This window comes from Belliella baltica DSM 15883 (assembly GCF_000265405.1).
In the GTDB taxonomy this organism is placed as follows: Bacteria; Bacteroidota; Bacteroidia; order Cytophagales; family Cyclobacteriaceae; genus Belliella; species Belliella baltica.
This window is the reverse complement of the sequence record NC_018010.1, coordinates 3,284,431-3,298,713: the sequence shown is the minus strand read 5'-3', so window position 1 is coordinate 3,298,713 and position 14,283 is coordinate 3,284,431. Positions and strand designations below refer to the sequence as shown.

The 14,283-nt window shown below is 36.1% G+C and carries 13 protein-coding genes and 1 pseudogene; 5 read left to right on the top strand and 9 right to left on the bottom strand.

The window, feature by feature from the left end:
* Nucleotides 1-99: 99 nt before the first annotated feature.
* The 8 genes and pseudogenes from BELBA_RS15000 to BELBA_RS14965 form a co-directional block, all read right to left on the bottom strand.
* Entirely contained in the window at nucleotides 100-1,713 is a 1,614-nt protein-coding gene (locus BELBA_RS15000; protein ID WP_014773533.1) for an ABC-F family ATP-binding cassette domain-containing protein, read from the bottom strand.
* Nucleotides 1,714-1,936: 223 nt separating this feature from the next.
* A complete protein-coding gene (locus BELBA_RS14995) occupies nucleotides 1,937-2,518 on the bottom strand; it encodes a hypothetical protein (RefSeq protein ID WP_014773532.1) in 582 nt (193 codons plus the stop codon).
* Nucleotides 2,519-3,079: 561 nt separating this feature from the next.
* A complete protein-coding gene (gene istB, locus BELBA_RS14990) occupies nucleotides 3,080-3,823 on the bottom strand; it encodes an IS21-like element helper ATPase IstB (protein ID WP_014770947.1) in 744 nt (247 codons plus the stop codon).
* Nucleotides 3,824-3,838: 15 nt separating this feature from the next.
* Complete coding sequence (gene istA, locus BELBA_RS14985; RefSeq protein WP_014773531.1) at nucleotides 3,839-5,395, bottom strand: IS21 family transposase; 1,557 nt, start codon at nucleotides 5,393-5,395, stop codon at nucleotides 3,839-3,841.
* A 169-nt stretch (nucleotides 5,396-5,564) separates the two neighbouring features.
* Nucleotides 5,565-6,116 (bottom strand): annotated as a pseudogene (locus tag BELBA_RS14980) (IS256 family transposase); the annotation flags it as partial.
* 342 nt (nucleotides 6,117-6,458) lie between these two features.
* A complete protein-coding gene (locus tag BELBA_RS14975) occupies nucleotides 6,459-9,233 on the bottom strand; it encodes a M56 family metallopeptidase (RefSeq protein WP_014773529.1) in 2,775 nt (924 codons plus the stop codon).
* Between the two features lie 7 nt (nucleotides 9,234-9,240).
* On the bottom strand, nucleotides 9,241-9,603 hold the full coding sequence (locus BELBA_RS14970) for a BlaI/MecI/CopY family transcriptional regulator (protein WP_014773528.1): 363 nt from the start codon (nucleotides 9,601-9,603) through the stop codon (nucleotides 9,241-9,243).
* A gap of 210 nt (nucleotides 9,604-9,813) precedes the next feature.
* Complete coding sequence (locus BELBA_RS14965) at nucleotides 9,814-10,563, bottom strand: acyl-CoA desaturase (protein WP_014773527.1); 750 nt, start codon at nucleotides 10,561-10,563, stop codon at nucleotides 9,814-9,816.
* A 158-nt stretch (nucleotides 10,564-10,721) separates the two neighbouring features.
* Between BELBA_RS14965 and BELBA_RS14960 the strand changes: the two genes are divergently transcribed.
* Nucleotides 10,722-11,093: a phage holin family protein gene (locus BELBA_RS14960; protein WP_014773526.1), complete on the top strand. Its 372-nt coding sequence runs from the start codon at nucleotides 10,722-10,724 to the stop codon at nucleotides 11,091-11,093.
* Here the strand turns inward: BELBA_RS14960 and BELBA_RS14955 are convergent.
* Nucleotides 11,080-11,532, bottom strand: coding sequence for an AlbA family DNA-binding domain-containing protein (locus tag BELBA_RS14955; protein WP_014773525.1), 453 nt, complete (start codon nucleotides 11,530-11,532; stop codon nucleotides 11,080-11,082). The two genes, BELBA_RS14960 and BELBA_RS14955, sit on opposite strands and share 14 nt — an antisense overlap.
* A 129-nt stretch (nucleotides 11,533-11,661) precedes the next feature.
* Between BELBA_RS14955 and BELBA_RS14950 the strand changes: the two genes are divergently transcribed.
* From BELBA_RS14950 to BELBA_RS14935, 4 genes are all read left to right on the top strand, one after another.
* Nucleotides 11,662-12,234, top strand: a complete 573-nt coding sequence (locus BELBA_RS14950) for a hypothetical protein (RefSeq protein WP_014773524.1) — start codon at nucleotides 11,662-11,664, stop codon at nucleotides 12,232-12,234.
* Nucleotides 12,235-12,294: 60 nt separating this feature from the next.
* Complete coding sequence (locus tag BELBA_RS14945; protein WP_041779402.1) at nucleotides 12,295-13,197, top strand: histone deacetylase family protein; 903 nt, start codon at nucleotides 12,295-12,297, stop codon at nucleotides 13,195-13,197.
* Nucleotides 13,198-13,199: 2 nt separating this feature from the next.
* A complete protein-coding gene (locus tag BELBA_RS14940) occupies nucleotides 13,200-13,466 on the top strand; it encodes a hypothetical protein (RefSeq protein ID WP_014773522.1) in 267 nt (88 codons plus the stop codon).
* Between the two features lie 146 nt (nucleotides 13,467-13,612).
* A complete protein-coding gene (locus BELBA_RS14935; RefSeq protein WP_014773521.1) occupies nucleotides 13,613-14,218 on the top strand; it encodes an OmpH/Skp family outer membrane protein in 606 nt (201 codons plus the stop codon).
* Nucleotides 14,219-14,283 lie beyond the last annotated feature (65 nt).

The window sequence follows — 14,283 nt, the reverse complement described above, 5'->3', positions numbered from 1 at the left end:
TTGTTTGTACCAAGTAAGAAGTACAAAGTACCAAGATAACTGGAATAGCTATTACCATCAATTTTTAAATCTTAAATCTGCAATTTGAAATCCTAAATCCTAAGAGTACATCTCTGCTCTCAAAGCTTTCACTTCTGCACTTTCTAGGTAATCATCAAATGGCATTCTTCTGTCGATGGTACCTTTAGGAGTGAATTCGATGATTCTGTTGGCTGATGATTGTACGAAGGCATGATCATAGGATGTCATCAATACAGTTCCATTGAAATCAATGATGGCGTTGTTAAAGGCTGTGATAGATTCCAAGTCCAAGTGGTTGGTTGGTTCGTCCATGACCAAAAGGTTTGGGTTTTGGAGCATCATCTTGGAAACCATGCAACGTACTTTTTCCCCTCCGGAAAGAACCGAACATTTTTTCAATGACTCTTCACCTGTGAATAGCATTCTTCCTAAGAATGTTCTCACATGCGCTTCTTCCTGATTTGCTGAATATTGTCTCAACCAATCGATCAAACTCAATTCTGATTGGAAGAATTTGGAGTTGTCATTTGGCAAATAGGCTTTGTTGATGGTCACACCCCATTTGAAAGTTCCTTTTTGAGTAGGGATTTCTTCCATGATGGTTTGGAAAAATTTGGTGACAGCCTGCTTGGTTTTGGATATGAAAGCTATTTTATCCCCTTTGTCCACCATCAGGTTGACATCAGTAAAATAGATCGCATTTTCATCCTTCAACTCTAAGCTTTCAGTCATGAAAACTTGATCTCCCGCTTCTCTTTCAGGTTTGAAGATAATGCCAGGATACTTTCTTGTAGATGGCTGAATGTCATCCACATTGAGTTTTTCCAACATTTTCTTTCTTGCTGTCGCTTGTTTTGACTTAGCAACGTTGGCAGAGAATCGCATGATGAATTCCTGCAATTCTTTTCTTTTCTCTTCAGTTTTCTTGTTCTGATCGGACTTCTGCTTGGCAGCAAGTTGTGAAGATTCGTACCAGAAGGTGTAGTTTCCTGAGTAAATTTTGATCTTACTGAAGTCAATGTCTACAATGTGTGTAGATACCGCATCCAAGAAGTGTCTATCGTGAGATACTACGATGACTAAGTTTTTGAAATTGACCAAGAAGTCTTCCAACCAATTGATGGTTTCAGCATCTAGGTCATTGGTAGGTTCATCGAGAATCAGGATATCTGGATTTCCAAATAGAGCCTGCGCTAGTAAAACTCTTACCTTTTGGTTACCGGCCAATTCCTTCATTTGCATGTAGTGCATGTCTTCAGAAATCCCAAGACCTGAGAGCATAGATGCTGCATCAGATTCTGCATTCCACCCGTCCATTTCCGCAAATTCAGCTTCCAATTCCGAAGCACGGATACCGTCTTCTTCTGTGAAATCTTCCTTCATATAAATCGCATCTTTTTCAGACATGATTTTATATAATTTTTTATGACCCATGATGACAGCTTTCAACACTTCTACTTCATCAAACTCAAAGTGATTTTGCTTCAAAACTGCCATTCTTTGGCCAGGAGTCACATTGACAATTCCTGTGGTGCTGTCAATTTCACCTGAGAGAATTTTTAGGAAAGTGGACTTCCCAGCACCATTGGCACCGATTACGCCGTAACAGTTTCCTGGAGTGAATTTTAGGTTTACGTCTTCAAAGAGTGTTCTTTTCCCAAACTTTAGGGAGAGGTTATCTACTGAAATCATGAAATATAGTTAAGTGACTGTTTTTCAGCCGTTTGTGTGATTAATTTTTGTACTGGTATGACGGAAAGTGTAATAAATCTTCATATATCCACCCATACAGGGGTAAAAGTTGAAAATTTCTATGCTTTTCTGATGGTGCAAAGGTAATTTAAAAGTAAAAGAAAACCCAACTCATATTGAGCTGGGTTTTCTAACTACAAATGAAATCTAAATGTGGTTACATTTAGCTTTGTTCTTTCTTTAAATTATTAGCTCTACTGGTGATGCTTGGTAATCCAATTGCATATTCAAGTTCTGGATTTCCTTTAGTATCTAATACTGGGTTTCCATTACCATCTACTTTATCTCTTGAAAACATCTTGTGAACTTTAGTAGGCTTTAAGCCTTGTTTTAGAAGGTTAACTACTACAGCTTCTGCTTCACCAAATTCACTTAATCTAAATGCAGCAGGATTAGGTAGCTTTGACTTGTATTCAATAATTTCTTTAACCATATCTTCAATACCTGTTTCATCAACTTGATTGGACTTGAATTTTTGATATTGCTCAATTAAAGCTTCAATATCACCTGCATCCCAATAGGATTGAAGTGCTGGTTTTATTCCACTCTTTCTAAGCATTTCAAGTGGGAATTCCTCACAATTAGCTGCTTTAGGTTTCCATTGGCTTAAATCTTCAATGATTCTGTAAAGGTTTCCTTCACTATCTTTCATTAATGACTTGTGACCATTGAACCTTGAATCAAAAGGGTTTCTGGTAGATGATACTTGAATGTTGCTTTGTAATAAATTATTAGTTGTTTCCATTTTTATACTAGATAATATTTGAAAATAATACAGCTTTTGCTGCATGTAAAGAATCTGATGTATCTGTTGTCAGGAAAAGTATTCTGACGCTTATCTAGTTTCTGTGTTAAGGCTCGAAGCCTTATAACGAGGATTAATTTTGTGGCGGTTCTTTCAGTCATTCCAGACTATCAAGATGCCTTAATCCAGCAGATGGTACAAAGGACTATATTGAAATTTAAAAATGCAAATAGTGTAGAAATTAAATTGTTGAATTTCTGGTTATTTATTGGTAAGTGTTTGATTTATAAAGGGAAAAATATTTGTAGGGTTCTACTACTAACTAATTAGATAATAGTGTTTATACTTTACTTTTGTTTTACCTACTTTTAATAAGTAGTTGATAGCTTTAATATAATTTAAGGTTATTAGGGTCAAGTAGTAAATTTTCATGTTTAAACATCTCATTTGAAAATAGATTGCATATAGCGGTCAAAGTGACCCCCTATCAGCGCTGCAAAGTGACCCCCCGGAGTTAAGTAATTTTTTGGTCAGGAATAGTGGACTTACATCGCGTTAAAGTTATTGTTTTTCGGGATTAATATTACGTTTTCTTCTCAGGGATTCTCCCTTTAGTTCTATCCGGTGAGCATCGTGCACAATTCTATCCAAAATAGCATCTGCAAGAGTTTGATCTCCGATTATTTCATACCATGCACTGACCGGTAACTGCGAAGTGATGATGGTGGACTTTTTACCATGTCGGTCCTCTATAATCTCCATCAGCAACATTCTGCTCTGAACATCCAGGGGTTGTATCCCAAAGTCATCGAGTATCAACACATCAAGTTTTTCGAGTTTGAGCATCTCTTTGATAGAAGATCCATCAGCCTTAGCCATTTTCAGTTGGGTAAGCAACTTAGTCGTATTCGCATAAAGGACTTTGTGTCCCTTGCTACAAGCCTGATTGCCCAAGGCACAGGCAAGATAACTCTTACCTGTGCCTGTACTTCCTGTCATCAGAATGTTTTCTCCTTTGTGGATGTATGCTCCGTCTGCGAGTCTCAATAGTTGATTTTTGTCCAGTTCACGCCCGGGACGAAAATCCAGTTCCTCGACAGTGGCTTTGTATCGGAAACGTGCACCACGAAGGCTTCGATCCATCCTGCGGTTTTGACGGTCATCCCATTCGTTTTCCACGAGCAGACTAATCAGTTCATCCGGTGTAAGGGATGACAGAGAGCCGGATTCTGTGGCATGACTGAAGCTTCGTGACATGCCGTAAAGCTTCATTTTTCTCATTTTTTCAATTGTTTCTTGTATCATTGGAATTGGTGTTTGTTAACTGAAGTATCTGTTGCCACGGATGTTGTGGTGTTTGGGCATCTGGGAAGACTCATCCAGCTGTTCATCGGAAAAACTGATTGCGTCTAAATTTTTGGAAAGGATCTGTTCAATCATAGGATAGGTGTAAACACCATACTCTGACGCTCTTTTGCAGGCTCCAGTGATCCGCTGTGAACCCACTTTACGGGCAAGATGAAGGATTCCGGAGCAGGATCTATAACCTTGCTCCGGATGGGGAATAGATTCCATCAGGCTGGATAGGAATTTCCCTACCTCCTTGCTGATCTTATTGCCTTCACTTACAAAGAATTCATAACTCCAATCGGATACATACTTCTGGTTTCCGGCCAGATGATCCCTTAGTGTCGTGTACTTATGCTTCCTTTTATCGCGTTTGTGTTTGGCTATAGGATGATACTTGTAAAAGACCTCTAACCGGTCATCATTGAAAAGGACTTTGACTTTCTTCCCCATATACTGATGGGGGACACTGTAGTAGTGTTTATCCTCTCCAAGACAGATGTGGGTGTTTTTCATTACAGTGCACACTTTGACACTCATCAGCTGATAAGGAAGTTCGGGAAGTGCCAGCAGACTGTTCCGCTCAAGTGTCTCAAACTGTTCCCTGCGACTTTCCTCACCTCTGAGTGCATAGTCATTGTAGTTGGATACCAAAGGAACAAGTGCTTCATTAAGGCTTTCTAAGGATAAAAAAACTTTGCCTTGCAGTTCTACATAAATCCGCTGATATACCAGTCTTACAGCACCTTCGACCAGAGACTTTTCTCTTGGCTGACGCGGTCTTGCCGGAATGATAGTGGTGTTGTAATGCTCAGCAAAGGTTTCAAAGGTCTCGTTCAGGACTGGAGAGTATTTGCTGCCTTTGGTAACTGCAGACCGGAGGTTGTCAGGCACGATTACCCTTGGAACCCCGCCGAAGAACTCCAGCATCCTTGTGCAGCTTCCGATGAAGTCGGGTTTCTTCTGGGTGTAAGTGGCTTCCACATAAGTGTATTGAGTACAGCCCAGCGTAGCCACAAATACCTCTACAGGAAAATGCTCCCCTGTATCGGGATCAGTGACATAGAGCTTTTTACCCGCATAGTCGATGAATACTTTATCTCCGGCTAGGTGCTCAAAATGCATCGTTAGCCCCTGCTTACCCACGTATTGCCGAATATGTTTGCGGAACTGGCTGGCCTGAAAACCGTCAGGATGCTTCTGTCGGTATTCTTCCCAGAGACGCTGACGTGTCATGCCTTTTATTCGCAACTTCTTAACGATCCCAGGCAATAAAGGAAGTAATACTTCCAGCCTGTCACTTTGCTGCACAGGGGCTGGTGGACCTAATATTAATTCAGCTAAACCTTCATCGGAAAGCTGATTAACCTCTTCAAAGGAAAGGCCTGTTTGTTGAAATCTTTTAAGATAGGACTTGACAGTATTGCGGGAGACTCCCGTCAATTTGCTGAGCTGCTTGGAGCCATGGCCTTCAAAATGGCCTCGTAAAATTTGTTTGATCTTGTTCATGGTAAGAGTGCGATTGGCCATGGGAATGCTTAATTGTTTGCACTCCTAACAGGACTTAAAAGCCTCTTATTCCATTCCAGAAAAATAACTTTTGACGGGGGTCAATTTACATCACCAGCCGGGGGTCAATTTGAATCACCAGCTGGGGGTCAATTTAAATCGTCAGAAGGGGGTCAACTTCATCATTTTTTGCAATATAAACGGTCTTATTAACTACTTTGGAGTTCTCCCTGACTTTGAAGGATATACCATCCATCCAAACGATCAGGTATACAGGGTCAAGTGGCCTGTTTCTCCATGCAACAATATCCTCCGCTACGGCACTGGTAACCCTTGAGATGGTGGAAGTGGATACATTGATGTCATAAAGCTCCCGGATCTGCTCTTCGATGTCCTGGTTTGACATTCCCTTAGCATACATGGATATGATCACGTTTTCAACGCCCTCTGCCATCCTTTTGCGTTTGGGCACAAGGGCAGGCTCAAAGCTGCCGTCCCGGTCTCTTGGGACTTTGATTTCAGCTTCTCCAAAGGAGTTCTTTATGGTTTTGCTGGAATGGCCATTTCTTGAATTGGAATTATCGGAGTTCTGATGCTTTTCATAACCAAGATGGGCATCTAACTCGCCTTCAAGCATTTTCTCGACAGCTCTTTTCTGAAGCTGTTGAAGAAAGGAATTGAGCTCCCCTGCAGTCTTGAACTGCTTGAGGAAATCATCATTTAATAGATCTTCTTTTTTCATTTTTGCAATCTGTGTGTTAAAGGTAAGAAATTGTCCACACACAGATCGGGTATTCGCCTACCGCGGGTTCCTCAAATTCTCTGTGCGATTTCTTCTAAATCACACAGAGAATTTCGAGGTATAACTTTAACTTCGTAAGTAGCTAAACCAACTTACACAGTTTTTGTCATAGTCCCGTAATTACTTTGGTTTGGAGCTTATGACTTTTAAAAAAAATCAAAAAGTCCCCACTAACATAATAGTGGGGACTTTACTTTTTAGTCTAGCGTACTGTGTTTAAGTTATTTTCTTTTCAAATCATAGATTTTTTGAAGTAAGAACTTCCATCCAATTTTTCAACTACTAATTGTTTGTCTTTTTGGGAAATGCTATGTTCTGATAAATTCCAGCAGTAGGGAAACCGACCCTAACATTATTTTTTACATTAGTATCAGGTTTCATGTTTCTGTTACTCTCTTGTGAACCATATCCGACTATAATAATCTCGTATGGCAAGTTGTGTGTTCTTGGCAACTTTTCATTGTTTATTCTGAAGGTTATAGGAAGTAGGACTTCATATTCTCCATTGGCTTCTCCAATATTCCAGTTTGGAGCTTTTTCCAAGACTCTTAAAACTTCTTCATTCAATTCTTTACTGATTCCTTTATAGATTGCAGTTTTAGTAATTCCTCCATCCTCATTCAAAGTTAATTTTGCAATGACGGAACCCATATCATTATTTTTCCTCGCCTCTAGGGGGTATTTGATATTTTTTCTCATATACACATTAAATTGCTCGGTTGGTTTTGGCAATTCTTCTACAAGTGCTTTGTCCAAATCAAATACTATTGGAAGTCTCATTCTTACTTTTACAGCTTCACCTTCTCTTTCTCCTGGGTTCCACTTCGGACCTTCTTTGATCAATCTTAATGCTTCTTCATCTATTCCATATCCAATTCCTCTAAGTAGTTCTACATTTTCTACATCACCATCTTCGGTGACCATAAATGTTACATATACTGTACCTTCTTGATTTGCTAATCTAGCCTGTTTTGGATATTTTAAATTTGCATTTAAATATTTATTCCAGCCTTCCATTCCACCTTTTGGGGAAGGGGAAATCCAGCCATCTCCTTCAATTAGAGCTTGTTTTCCAGAACTGACTTTAAAAATATTATCGGATGATTGATCTGAATCTGTTTTAAAACGAATAGGTAATCGCATTCTTACATTGACCTCTTTTCCTCTGTGCATTCCAGGAGTCCAATTTGGGGCAGCTTCAACTACCCTAAGTGCCTCTGCATCAATGTCAGGGTTTACTCCTCGAAGAATTTGCACATCATCAATTGCACCAGATTTATCTACTACAAAAGATACATAAACGGTACCCGAAATATTTTGCTCCTTAGCCTCATTAGGATATGTTAGATTAGCAATTAAATATTCATTCCAACCTTTCATTCCTCCCATTGGAACAGGTGCTTCTTCTACAACATCGAATATGGTATCGTCATTGATCACCATCGTACTTCCTCTTTTAATTGGAAAATCCATCTTTTGTGGAAAAAAACCTAGTGATTCGCTGTTAGAGCTATTTGCCATGTAACCTGTCAGCTTAAGATAAGTACTATGCACTACGTCTGTTTTTTCTCCTTCAATTTCAGCAGGATTCCACCTTGGAGCAGAGTCGCTCACTAATTCCTGCAGAATAACCTCATCAACACCACCTCCAAAACTTTTTTTGATAACTGGGCTGATTATTTTTCCTTCTTTAGAAATGATAAACTCTACTTCAAATTCAGAGGCGATGCCTAATTCTTTTTCTTTTTCAGGCAGATTTTTTACTAATGTTTCTGAGACATATTTATACCAGTTTTCAATACCATCAACTGGAGTTGGTTTTTTTGAGACTTGGTTGAAGTTTTTTACTGTGCCATAATTTTTCACGATTTTGGAATTGCTTCTCAATGAATTTATTAGACTTCTTACTTTCAGGTATTCTTCATCTGAAGAAATCTGAGAAAATTCATAAACTAATTCTCCTAATTGTGCTGAAAGCTTATCACCTTCTAGCGGGCCTATTAATTCATAATGTTTTGGGTTGTTCGTTTTCTTTACCTTAATAGCTACTTCAAGGGAATCTTGAGATGCAGTAAGTTGCTCTTTAATCAATTCAATTTTTTCTGTACTTGAATTGAAAATATTTCCTATGCTGTCATTGGTTTTCATAGAAACTAATGCTAAGAGCATCAAGGTCAATGGCACTATCATGGCCATTTTGAATAAGTTTGGTTTTGCTGCCTTTTTCATCATTAAAATTCGTTTAAGAGTGGTTGATCTTATAAAATAGTTGCCAATAGGAAGATCCATTCCCTTAAATGCGATTTTGACGATTAACTTAGGATAACTTTCTTTATTTATAGTTTGGTTTAATACTGATTCATCAGCGAGGTATTCATGCACATCTACTAGAGCTACTCTCATCAAATGTATAGCTGGATTAAACCAAAATAGAATGCTTAGAATTTGGTAATATAATACATCCCAAGAATGTCCTTGTTTGATGTGTTCAATTTCGTGTTTGATGATTTGTTCTTTTTCATCTTGATTCAAATCATGGGTGTCATCCCAAAATAATTGATTGAAAAATGAGAAAATAGGTGCCAAGCCAAATGTTGGAACTAGAAAATAATTTTCTTTTAATTTATAAATTGTTTGATACCAGCCTTTTTCTCTAATAAGGCGAATTTGCAAAAATTGCCAAAAAAGTCTTAAAGAAAGTAGTGCTATTATAATGATGTTAAATATTAAAAAATAATCTTTAAATTCTAATAGCATGGGAAGTTTGGTGCTTTGCACTGTGACTTCAGGTAAGCCATAAAATCCAGCAACATCTTCGGGCACTTGTTCAATTGTAAGTGCCCGAAAAAGTTGTGATTGTTCTAATGATATATCTGGTTTATTGAAGCTGACTGGAATTCTAAGTATTGGGAATAGTAACGCTAGAATAGGCGTGATTAATATGTATATTCTAGTGAAACCAAATGCTTTTTCATTTCTAAGAAAAACCCAATATATAACGTAGAAAAACAGTAAACAGAATGTACTTTGCCAGATATAATCAATTAGAAAAGCCATAAGTAGTTTACTTTACTTCTTCTTTGACTTCATTCATTATTTTTTCAAGTTCCTTGATATTCAAGTTTTCATCTTTGGCAAAGAAAGATGCCATTTTTGTGAATGAACCTCCGAAATAACCAGAAAGTAAGTTTTTGATAGAGTGGCTTCTGTAGGCATCTTTGGATACTATTGGATAGTATTCGTGAGACTTTCCATAAGCTTTGTGTTGTACGAATCCTTTTCTTTCAAGAATTCTGATAATTGTTGATACGGTGTTGTAAGCCGGCTTAGGCTCCGTCATTTTTTCCAAAAGGTCTTTTACGAATCCTTTTTCTGCTTCCCATAGGATCTGCATTACCTGCTCCTCTGCTCTTGTTAGATTTCTCATATTGATATTTAAGTTTAAATTGTATCCGTAAATTATTCAGTTAGTTTCATAATAGCAAATTTTAGAACGAATCTTTTCTATTGGCAGCTATAAATGTAGTAATTAAAAATTAGTTATAAAAATATTCTTTAGTTAAATTTACATATTTTTTTAAAAATAAAAAAAGCCACTTATTACAAGTGGCTCTTCAAAATTCTAAACGAAGATTGCTTATGTGGTTCTTAATTTTATAATCCCACTTGCATGTAAAATTTTTACAATTGGGTAAGTTGGATCAAATTCATACCACTTTACAGCAAAGTTTGGTCTGTTTGGTAGCTTATGATGGTTATTTTGAAATAATTCGCCAAGCATCAAAACATCAAGTAGAAGACTATTTTTGGATTTGTCATTGTTATCAAAATTTGCGTAACCATATTTATGTCCACTCCAGTTGACTATTGCTCCATGAACAGGTCCCATCATCAAATGTATAGGAAGTAAAAAATACATCCACCAATGCGTACCAGCCAATTCAAAAACTGAGATAGACAAAACATATACTAGGATATAGAACAAAGCCCATCCAACTCTGGCCATCATCGAATCTGCAAATAGATCAAACTTATTCCAATCAGGTACATCTTTTGAGAATCTTTCTTCTGGCTTTAATTTGAAGCTGAAATAATCGTTGTAAATATTTTTTGTTTTCCACATCATCGTGAATAAATTTTCTGTGTGATGGGGACTGTGTGGGTCTTTTGGCGTGTCACTATAAGCATGATGCATCCGATGAAGTACTGCATAAGCTCTAGGGGATAAGTAGCTGCTTCCTTGTGTAATCCATGTGAATATATAAAAGAACTTTTCCCAATATTTAGACATGGAAAACATTTGATGAGCAGCGTATCGATGTAGGAAGAAACTTTGACAGAACAAAGAGAAATACCAATGAAGAAGAAAGAAAGCTATTAAAATCACAAGCGTTATTAAGTTTTAATTATGATTACAAAGATAAACTGATATTTTTACTTTCATGTTTCAAACATTTTTTTTTTTTGATTGCTAAAAGAGAAAAAACATTTTTTATGTTAATTTAGAATGTAGAAAATAATAAGAAGACCTAATCAATTAAAAAAATGAGCAAATCAACTAATACTTGGGGAATAATTGTACAATTAATATTAGGTGGTCTTGCAGTGATTATCACAAGTTATTTGCTTCCTGGGGTTAGCGTTGAGAATTTTTTAACAGGAGTAATAATTGCGGCATTGATTGCACTTTTGAATATCACAATCAAACCCATTCTTATAATTCTTACTATTCCAATCACGATAGTAACTCTTGGCTTGTTTTTGATTGTAATTAATGCATTATTGATTTTGTTGGCAGCTAAGATTGTACCTGGATTTACCGTTGACGGATTTTGGTGGGCATTACTTTTTGGTCTAATTTTAGGCTTAATTAATTCTCTATTGGGTGTTTCTTTGGGAAGATCTAGTCGTGACTAGGTAAATTGGAATCAGATTCTGGAATGTTCTTGTCTTCTATTCTATGGTATTTGACTTTTCTTTGATCTTTGTAAATTACATGATGTTCTTCCTTAGATTTAGGAACAGTTATGATCAGGACGTAAAGCTCTTCATCTAGTTTTTCATCATTCAAATAATCAATTTCAATTACATTACAATCAAAACTGATTGGTGGGTCACAATAATTTTCAGCAGATTTTTTGATCATAAAGTATTCTTCTTCCGGGTCTATTCCGATGATTTTTTTTTGATCACTAATTCCAATAGCTATTTCTCCGCCTTGAGTATTTGCAAAAGCAACAAGTGTTTTAGCAATTTTTTCAAGGTTTGAGATATTTTGTTTGAAGTCTAATTGATTGCTTTCTTCCTTTTCTAGCAAATCTTTTATTAATTCATTGTTCTTTTGTGGCAAAAACATTTTTTTATTAGCTTAAATGATTGTATTTTAAATACTTAAAATTATCTTGATACTTAGTTAAAAATTTTCTCTTTTAAATTAACGCGTTCAGTTGTAAGTTGTCCACATAAACCTAATATTTTTGCAAATATGAAGTATAAAAACGAAGGATTTGACCCAGAAATCATTGAAGCCTTAAAAAAGGAACTTAAATCTTTGAAAAAATCATTTAAAGTAATAGAAGGCGATGAAGAAAACTCCGATGAGTTTGTGAATTTCCTATTTGTAGGAATGTTTGAAGGCAAGGAAGTAATTTATGATGCAGCATTATACACCTTGAGATTGCATCATGCTTCTGAGGTCTTTGAGTTAGCAGAACATGAAGCAGCTAAGAAATTTCCCAATTATAAAGGAATAAAATATGAAGAAGATGATGATGGAAACTTAAAACCTTTATCCAGCGAAGAAGAGGAGATTGGTTGGTTTATTACAGAAATCATCATGGATATAGAAGAAGAAGAAACCGTGAAGGTTCAGGAATTTATCGATTTGGATACACATCATGATTATGGTATAGGATTAGACGCGGCTTTGAATGTAGAAGTTATTGATGATAATACGATTGAAAAGTTTATCAAAGAATTTAATGACGATTCTATAGTATTAGACGATACACTTTACGCTTTTCAGTCTGAGGAAGAAGAAGATTTTGATGAAGATTGATTTGAAAGTTTTTCTAACAATATTTCAGGACGCTTGTTATGCTACAAGCGTTTTTTTATGATGTTAAAGATTGCCTACTCACCATTATATCAATTAGACTTACCGGAAGGCCATCGCTTCCCGATGGAAAAATATGAACTGCTTCCAGAGCAATTGCTTTACGAGGGAACTGTGACTTCAGCCAATTTTTTTGAACCGAAAGATTTAGACAATAGATGGGTTCTTAATACACATGACTTTGATTATTTCGAGAAACTATTAAACTTAAGACTTTCAAAATCAGAAATCAGAAAGACAGGATTTCCTTTAAGCAAAGCATTAATAGATAGAGAAACCCATATCATGCAAGGCTCTATTGAAGCTTCACTTTTCGCTTTAGAGTATGGAATCGCTATGAATATCGCTGGAGGCACACATCATGCATTTACTGATAGAGGAGAAGGTTTTTGTTTATTAAATGACATAGCCATTTCAGCTAATTATTTATTGGAAAATTTTTTAGTCAAAAAAGTTCTCGTCATTGATTTGGACGTACATCAAGGAAACGGTACTGCCCAAATTTTTGAAAATAAAGATGAGGTTTTTACTTTTAGCATGCATGGAGCTTCCAATTATCCTATGCACAAAGAAAAATCAGATTTGGATATTGGTCTTCCAGACAAAATTCAAGATGACCAATATTTAGATTTGCTTCAGTTACATTTAGTCCCACTGATTGATCAAGTTCAACCAGACTTTATTATCTACCAATGCGGAGTTGATGTATTGGATTCTGATAAATTAGGTAGATTAGGATTGACAATTCAAGGCTGTAAAGAAAGGGATCGAATTGTATTAGAAACAGCTAAAATCAATCAAATACCTATCATGTGTTGCATGGGAGGAGGATATTCGCCTAAAATTAGTAACATTATTGAAGCCCATGCCAATACTTATAGACTTGCACAAGATATTTTCTTTTAGAAATGGCAAAAATTAAAAAACTTAGAAAAAAATGGCTTTATAGCTCAGTAGGTGGCATTCTTCTAATGGGCTTTGGCTTAAGTTTATTTAGAGATGCTGTAATATTGAAGTTTGAAAGTAAAGGATTTTTTGATTGGTTTTTAAGTGGAACCATTGCTTTGGGAGTATTCTTTTCAGGTTTATCTTTATTTGGTTCAGCAATAAATTTTAAAAGCCAAATGGATTCTTATAAAATCAAGAAGAGGCAAAAACGCATAAATAAGAAGTAGAATTCTATTTATCAATATTTTATACTTTTAAATGAGTCTAATGTTTGAGTTAATTTAACTGAAATTAACAAATCGTATTTCGATAATAATTTTAACAAACAATACTTTGTTTATATTTGCGCCAAGTAAAAAACAAGAAAACTAACGTGAAAAAATTATCTAAAGTATTGGGTGTTCTAGGAATTGCAACACTTCTATTTTCTGCCTGTAATAAATCAGGTTCAAATGCTACACCTTCTTCAGGAGAAGAAACTACAGCTGAAGTAAGTATCTCTGATCTGAATATAGCCTATATTCTTACTGATAGCGTTATTGCAAATTTTGATTTCTTCAAAGAACAATCAGGTTTGATTACTGAAAAAGGTAAAAAGTTTGAGGAAGAACTTGGAAGCAGATCAAGAGGTTTTCAGCAGGAAGTATCAAACTTTGAGCAAACTGCTAATTCTATGACTCCAAATCAAGCTAGAGCAAAGCAAGAAGATTTAATGACTAAAGAAAGAAATTTAGTTACTTATAGAGATAACTTGATGCAAGAGTTACAAGCTGACGAATCCAAGCTTTACAGTGATGTGATCGATCAGATTCAAGAGTTTTTGACTGAATACGCAGAAGAAAATGATTTAGAAATGATTCTTTCTTACACAAGAGGAGGGGCTGTTTGGTATTCCAAAAAGTCGCTGGATATCACAGATAAGGTAACTGAAGGGTTGAATGCTAAATATGCTGCTAAAAAAGCGGAGCCTTCGAAATAATTAGAATTTCAAATTAGTACTATAAAAGCCCGTTTTTCGGGCTTTTTTTGTGACGTATTATTTGG